General features: G+C 74.5%; 4 protein-coding genes and 1 pseudogene. 2 read left to right on the top strand and 3 right to left on the bottom strand.

The window, feature by feature from the left end; genetic code table 11:
* Together ABEB16_RS10865 and glgB are read left to right on the top strand one after the other, a co-directional pair.
* Positions 1-371: pseudogene (locus tag ABEB16_RS10865) on the top strand (maltokinase N-terminal cap-like domain-containing protein); the annotation flags it as partial.
* A gap of 95 nt (positions 372-466) precedes the next feature.
* The gene (glgB, locus tag ABEB16_RS10860) at positions 467-2,662 is read left to right on the top strand and encodes a 1,4-alpha-glucan branching protein GlgB (protein ID WP_345712270.1); all 2,196 of its coding nucleotides are present in this window, start codon (positions 467-469) and stop codon (positions 2,660-2,662) included.
* Positions 2,663-2,788: 126 nt separating this feature from the next.
* On the opposite strand, the gene ABEB16_RS10855 is transcribed toward glgB, so the two are convergent.
* From ABEB16_RS10855 to ABEB16_RS10845, 3 genes are all read right to left on the bottom strand, one after another.
* Positions 2,789-4,309, bottom strand: a complete 1,521-nt coding sequence (locus tag ABEB16_RS10855; RefSeq protein WP_345712269.1) for a M20/M25/M40 family metallo-hydrolase — start codon at positions 4,307-4,309, stop codon at positions 2,789-2,791.
* A gap of 135 nt (positions 4,310-4,444) precedes the next feature.
* Positions 4,445-5,257, bottom strand: coding sequence for an SDR family NAD(P)-dependent oxidoreductase (locus ABEB16_RS10850; protein ID WP_345712268.1), 813 nt, complete (start codon positions 5,255-5,257; stop codon positions 4,445-4,447).
* Positions 5,258-5,383: 126 nt separating this feature from the next.
* The gene (locus ABEB16_RS10845) at positions 5,384-6,331 is read right to left on the bottom strand and encodes a tetratricopeptide repeat protein (RefSeq protein ID WP_345712267.1); all 948 of its coding nucleotides are present in this window, start codon (positions 6,329-6,331) and stop codon (positions 5,384-5,386) included.
* Between the last annotated feature and the right edge of the window lie 211 nt (positions 6,332-6,542).

Below are 6,542 nucleotides of genomic sequence, written 5' to 3'. Positions count from 1 at the left end.
GGGTGCTGCTCGACTTCGAGGGCGAACCGCTGCGGCCCCTCGCCGAGCGCAGCGATCCCGACCTGCCGCTGCGCGACGTCGCCGGCATGCTGCGCTCCTTCGACTACGCCGGCCGGCACGCGACCGTGGGCCGGGACGACCCCGACCTCGCCGCGCGGGCCGCGGCCTGGACCGCGCAGGCCCGCGACGCCTTCCTCGACGGTTACGCGGCCGTGGCCGGGCTCGACCCGCGCGAGGAGGGTTCCGCCGCGGCGCGCCTGCTGCGGGCCCTGGAGCTGGACAAGGCCCTCTACGAGGTGGTGTACGAGTTCCGCAACCGCCCCGACTGGTTGCCGATCCCGCTGTCGGCCGTGCAGCGCCTGCTCGCCTGAGCCCCGGCGGCCGCCCGGCGGGACCGGGCGGCCGCACCCCGGCCGCGGGCGTTCTTGCGTGGCGCGCGCGCGCCGGTGACGACAGACTGACCGCCATGCCGACGACACACCACGCGCTGCCGGTCGACGCGGACGAGCTGGCCCGGGTGGCCGGTGGGGCGCACCACGACCCCCACTCGATCCTCGGGATGCACCCGGGACCCGGCGGCGTCACCGTGCGCACGCTGCGACCTTTCGCCCGCGCGGTCGTCGCCGTCCTGCCCGACGGCTCGCGCACCGAGCTGGAGCACGAGCGCGAGGGCGTCTGGAGCGGCGTGCTGCCCACCTCCGAGGTCAGCGACTACCGCATCGAGGTGACCTACGAGGGCCACGAGGCCGTCCTGGCCGACGACCCCTACCGGTTCCTGCCCACGCTCGGCGAGGTGGACCTGCACCTCATCGCCGAGGGCCGCCACGAGGAGCTGTGGACCGTGCTGGGCGCCCACGTGCGCCGCTTCCCCGGGGTGATGGGCGACGTCGTGGGGACCTCCTTCGCCGTGTGGGCGCCCAACGCGCGCGCCGTGCGGGTCGTGGGGGACTTCAACCACTGGAACGGGCGCACCCACGCGATGCGCTCCCTCGGCGGTTCCGGGGTGTGGGAGATCTTCGTCCCCGGCACCGGCGCGGGCACCCGCTACAAGTACGAGATCCAGGGCGCCGACGGGCACTGGCGGCAGAAGGCGGACCCGATGGCGCAGGGCACGGAGGTGCCGCCCGCCACCGCCTCCGTCGTCGTGGAGTCCGGCTACGCCTGGCAGGACGGGGACTGGATGGCGCAGCGCGCCGCCCGCGACCCGCACTCCGGCCCGGTGTCCATCTACGAGGTGCACCTCGGCTCCTGGCGGGTCGGCCTGGACTACCGCCAGCTCGCCGACGAGCTCGTGGCCTACGTCAAGGAGCTCGGCTTCACGCACGTGGAGCTGCTGCCCGTCATGGAGCACCCCTTCGGCGGGTCCTGGGGCTACCAGGTGACCTCCTACTACGCGCCCACCTCGCGGTTCGGCTCCCCCGACGACTTCCGCCACCTCGTCGACACGCTGCACCAGGCGGGCATCGGCGTCATCCTCGACTGGGTCCCGGCGCACTTCCCCAAGGACGCCTTCGCCCTGGCCCAGTTCGACGGCCAGCCCCTCTACGAGCACCCCGACCCCCGCCGGGGTGAGCAGATGGACTGGGGCACGCTCGTCTTCGACTACGGGCGCACCGAGGTCCGCAACTTCCTCGTCGCCAACGCCCTGTACTGGCTGGAGGAGTTCCACGCCGACGGCCTGCGCGTGGACGCCGTGGCCTCCATGCTCTACCTCGACTACTCCCGCGCCGAGGGCCAGTGGGCGCCCAACCAGTACGGCGGCCGCGAGCACCTGGAGGCCATCGGGTTCCTGCAGGAGGCCAACGCCACCGCCTACAAGCGGGTCCCCGGCGTCATGATGATCGCCGAGGAGTCCACGGCGTGGCCCGGCGTCACCCGCCCCACCTACGCCGGCGGCCTCGGGTTCGGCCTGAAGTGGAACATGGGCTGGATGCACGACACCCTGAACTACGCCGCGCAGGACCCGATCCACCGGCAGTACCACCACCACGAGCTGACGTTCAGCATGGTGTACGCCTTCAGCGAGCAGTTCGTGCTGCCCATCTCCCACGACGAGGTCGTGCACGGCAAGGGGTCGCTGCTGCGCAAGATGCCCGGCGACCGCTGGCAGCAGCTCGCCAACCAGCGCGCGTACCTGGCCTACATGTGGGCGCACCCCGGCAAGCAGCTGCTGTTCATGGGGCAGGAGCTGGCCCAGGAGGCGGAGTGGTCGGAGTCGCGCTCCCTGGACTGGTGGCTGCTCGACACGCCCTGGCACCGCGGCATGCACGACCTGGTCCGCGACCTGAACGCCCTGTACACCGCGCACCCGGCGCTGTGGGAGCAGGACTTCGACGGGCACGGTTTCCAGTGGATCGACGCCAACGACACCCACCACAACGTCCTGTCGTTCGTGCGCTGGGCCAAGGACGGCACCCCGCTGGTGTGCGTCGTGAACTTCTCCGGCAGCCCGCACGAGGGGTACCGGGTGGGCCTGCCCGAGGGCGGGCGCTGGCGGGAGCTGCTCAACACCGACTCGGAGGTGTACGGCGGCTCGGGCGTCGGCAACCTCGGCGCGGTGGACGCCGAGGAGGTCGAGTGGCACGGGCGGCCGCAGTCGGTCCAGCTGCGGGTCCCGCCGCTGGGCGCGCTGTGGCTGGTGCCGGAGCGCGCCGAGGGCTGAGGAGCGCCGCGCCGGCGGCGCCGGCACGCACGACGGGAGGGGACGGGTCCTGCGGGACCCGTCCCCTCCCGTCGTCGCCGGCCGACCCGGCCCGGCCGCTCGTCGACCGGGCCGGGGCGACGCCGCTCAGGCCGCCGCGGTGTCCAGGGCGGTGCGCTCGACCGCGACCCGCTCGGCCTTGCGCCGGCTCAGGTCCTCGTACAGACCGGTCCTGGTGCGCGCCGCCGTCAGCACCGCGTGCGCGGCGCCGTCGGTGAGCTCCCCGAGGCCCTTGGTGCTGATGTTCGTGATGTCGTCGCAGGCCTGGTGGTAGCAGGAGTCGTAGGCCTCACCCGCGGTGCCGCCGAAGACGGCCGCCTGCTCCTCGGTCTTGATGCCCTCCGCGCCGCTGAACAGGCCGCCGGCGGGGATGCCGGCGGCGATGAACGGCCCGTAGTCCGAGCGGCCGTCGAAGGTCGTCGGCGCGGTCGCCAGGCCCCGGCCGGCGAAGTAGGAGGTGAAGACCTCCTCGATCTGCGCCGACCCGGGCGGGCCGGCGGGTGCGCCCTCCGCGCTGTCGCCGTTGCCGTCGTAGACGAACCGCACGTAGTTCGGCGAGCCGAGCATGTCGAAGTTGAGGTTGGCGTAGATCCGCCCGAGGGCGTCGTCGTCGAGGGTGGCGACGTAGTGCTCCGAACCGAGCAGCCCCTCCTCCTCCGCGCCCCAGAACGCGAACCGCAACCGCTGGCGGTTCGTGATGCCCAGCTTCGCCATCTCCTCGGCGATCTCCAGGATCGCCGCTGCCCCGGAACCGTTGTCGTTGATGCCGGGCCCCTCGGGCACGGAGTCCAGGTGGGCGCCGACGACGATGATCCGGTCGGTGTCGCCGGTCGCGGAGTCGGCGAGGACGTTGTACGTCTCCCGGACCTCGTTGACGGTCTGGGTGGACACCCGCACGGTGGTCGGCCCGGCCTCGGCCCTCGCGGCGAGGGCCTCGGCGTCGGCGTAGGACAACCCGACGACGGGGATGGCGACGGGGTTGCCCAGGGTTCCGGGGGACAGTTCCTGGCGGCCCGGCTGGCCCTCGTTGAAGATGACGGCCGCGGCCGCGCCGGCGGCAGCGGCGTTGGTGGCCTTCTGCCCGTAGGTGCACGTGCCGCGCTGGATCAGCGCCACCGCGCCGCTCGGGAAACCGTCGAAGTCCTCCGGCTCGCACCCGCTGGTCGTGGTGTTCGCCGTCCCCGTCGGGGGGAACGTCAGGTCGACCCCGACGACGGGCGCCGTGACGTCACCGCTGCCGGAGAAGGTGAACGTGCCCGTCTCCAGGTCCAGCGGCGCGGGCGCCACCTGCGACAGGACCGGCTCGGCGGTCTCCTGGAAGAAGGGGAACTCGAACGGCTGCAGCCGGACCGAGTAGCCCGCCGCCTCCAGGCGCCGCTGGACGTAGTCCACCGACCGGTCGTAGCCGGCGGTGCCGGAGGCCCGCGTCCCCTCGTTCTGGTTCGCGATGCGCTGGAAGGCGCGCAGGTGCGCGAGCACGCCGCTGGTGGTGACCGCCTCGCGCAGGCGGCTGGTGTCGACCTCGTCGACGGCGCTGGCCGACGAGGCCGGGACCAGCACCGCGGTCGCGGTCAGGGCCGCGACCGCCAGGGTAGGAGTCTTCCGCACCGAAACCCTCCTCGGGTCCACCCGGGGCGCGGATGGGTGGGCACGGGCGCCCTCGCCCCGGTGGTGCGGTCAACCTAACCGCAGATCCTCGCGGTGCACACCCCCCGTGACGGAGAGTTTCCGTTCGTGGTGGCCTCAGCCGGGAGCGGAGCCGGGTTCGGCGGCCTTGCCCTGCAGCCGGGCGCCGAGGCGGTCGGGGGTGAGGGCCCCCAGCGCCCCGCTCACCTTCGTCGCCAGCGAACCGGTCACGACGTGGTCCTTGCCCTCCAGCAGCGCCTCCACGGCCTGCTCGGCGACCTGCGCCGGGTCGTCCTTGGCGTCGCTGGCGCCCAGCTTCGTGTCCGTCAGGCCCGCGCGGTCGAAGAACTCCGAGTGGGTGGGGCCGGGCATGAACGCCGTCACCGTGACGCCGGAGCCGTCCAGCTCCGCGCCGATGGACTGCGCGAAGTCGTGCACGAACGCCTTGGTGCCGGCGTAGACGGCCTGGTGCGCCGAGGGAACCCGCGCCGCGAGGGAGGACGTGACGAGGACGCGCCCCTCCCCCCGGGCCGTCATCGCCTGCACCGCGCGCTTGGCCAGGTGCACGGTGGAGGCGCAGTTGAGCTGGATGATGCCCAGCTCCGCCGCCAGGTCCGTCTCGGCGAAGGCGCCGCCCACGCCGGCACCTGCGTTGAGGGCGACGACGTCCACGGAGCGTCCGGAGGCGACGACGGCGTCCCAGAGCCGCTCGACGTCACCGGGGACGGTGAGGTCCACCTGGACGGCGGCCACGGTGGTGCCCTCCCGCTCCAGCTCGGCGGCGGCGGCGTGCAGCTCGGCGTCCTCCGCGGCGACCACGAGGTCGTAGCCGCGCCGGGCCAGGGAGCGGGCCAGCTCCAGGCCGATGCCGCTGGAGGCGCCCGTCACGAGGGCGAGGGGTCGGGTGGTGCCGGGGTCTGCGGTGGTCACGGGCCCTCCTCGGGGCAGCGGGAGCTCTCCTCCCCCGGTGCCCCGACCGCCGCCGCCCATGCGCGCCGACGGCGGGTTCCCGGCGCACCGGGGTGGGTGCGCGGGAACCCGCCGGGGGCGGACCCGTCAGAACAGGGCGCGGGAGAGGGCCGCGCGCGCGGAGACCACCCGCGAGTCCTCGGCCCCCACGACGGTGAACAGCTCCACCAGGTGGGCCCGCGCGGCCTCGCGGTCCTCCCCGGCGCTGGTGCGCACCACCTGAAGCAGCCGCGCGAAGGCGTCCTCCACGTGCCCGCCGAGGACGTCGATGTCGGCGACCACCAGCTGCGCGGCCACGTCCGCGGGGTCGTCGGCGGCCGCCCGCCGGGCCTGCGCGGAGTCCACGTGCTGCAGCCGCTGCATGATGTGCACCTGCGCGAGCCCGGCCTCGGCGTCGCCGTCGCGCGGGTCGGCGGCCAGCGCCCGCTCGTACGCGCTCGCGGCGGCCTGCAGGTCACCGGCGTCGATGGCGTCGTAGGCCTCCTGGTGCAGCGGGGGCAGCGACTCCTCCGCCTCCGGCGCCGCCGCCGCGGCGGGGGCGGCCTCGACCCGGCCGGTCACGCCGTTGGCCTCCGCCACCCGCAGCAGCTCCGCGAGGACCGGCTCCACCTGCTCGCGGGGGTGGGCACCCTCGAACAGCGGGATCGGCTGCCCCCGCACGACACCCACGACGAGCGGCGTCTGCGTCTGGAAGGCCTGCGCCAGGCGCGGCTGCGCGTCGATGTCCACCTCGGCCAGCAGCAGCCGGCCGTCCAGCTCGGCCACCAGCTCGCGCAGCACCCCGGCCAGCTCCGCAGAACCCGGGAAGCGCGGGGAGTGCAGGTTCACCACGACCGGGACCGTGACGGACTGCTGCACGACCTCGGTGAACGTCTCCTCGGTGGCCTCGACGACGAAACCGCCACCGGCCGGGGCGCCCCCCTGCGCCGCCCGCTGCTGCGCCTGCTCCCGGCGCTGGCTGCGCGCGGCCAGCGCCCCGAGGTCGACGGCGCCGCGCAGGTTCAGTCCGCCACCGGGCGGCGTCGGCTGCGTCATGGTCTCCAGGTCCTTCCCGCGACTGCCCCCGCGGGGCGCCGGGGCTCGACGAGGAAGCCTCTCACGCGCCGCGCGCCGCGGTTCAGGAGGCGTCCGCGCGCACCGAGACCGGCCCGCTCTCCGCCGCCACCACCCGCACCGGACCGCCACCGGCCGGTGGCACCGCGAACGCCACGACCTCCGCCGAGACGCGGGTGGCGGCGCGGACCTC

Origin of the sequence: Kineococcus glutinatus (genome assembly GCF_039542765.1) — a bacterium.
Lineage (GTDB): Bacteria > Actinomycetota > Actinomycetes > Actinomycetales > Kineococcaceae > Kineococcus_A > Kineococcus_A glutinatus.
This window is presented reverse-complemented; position numbering and strand designations above follow the sequence as displayed.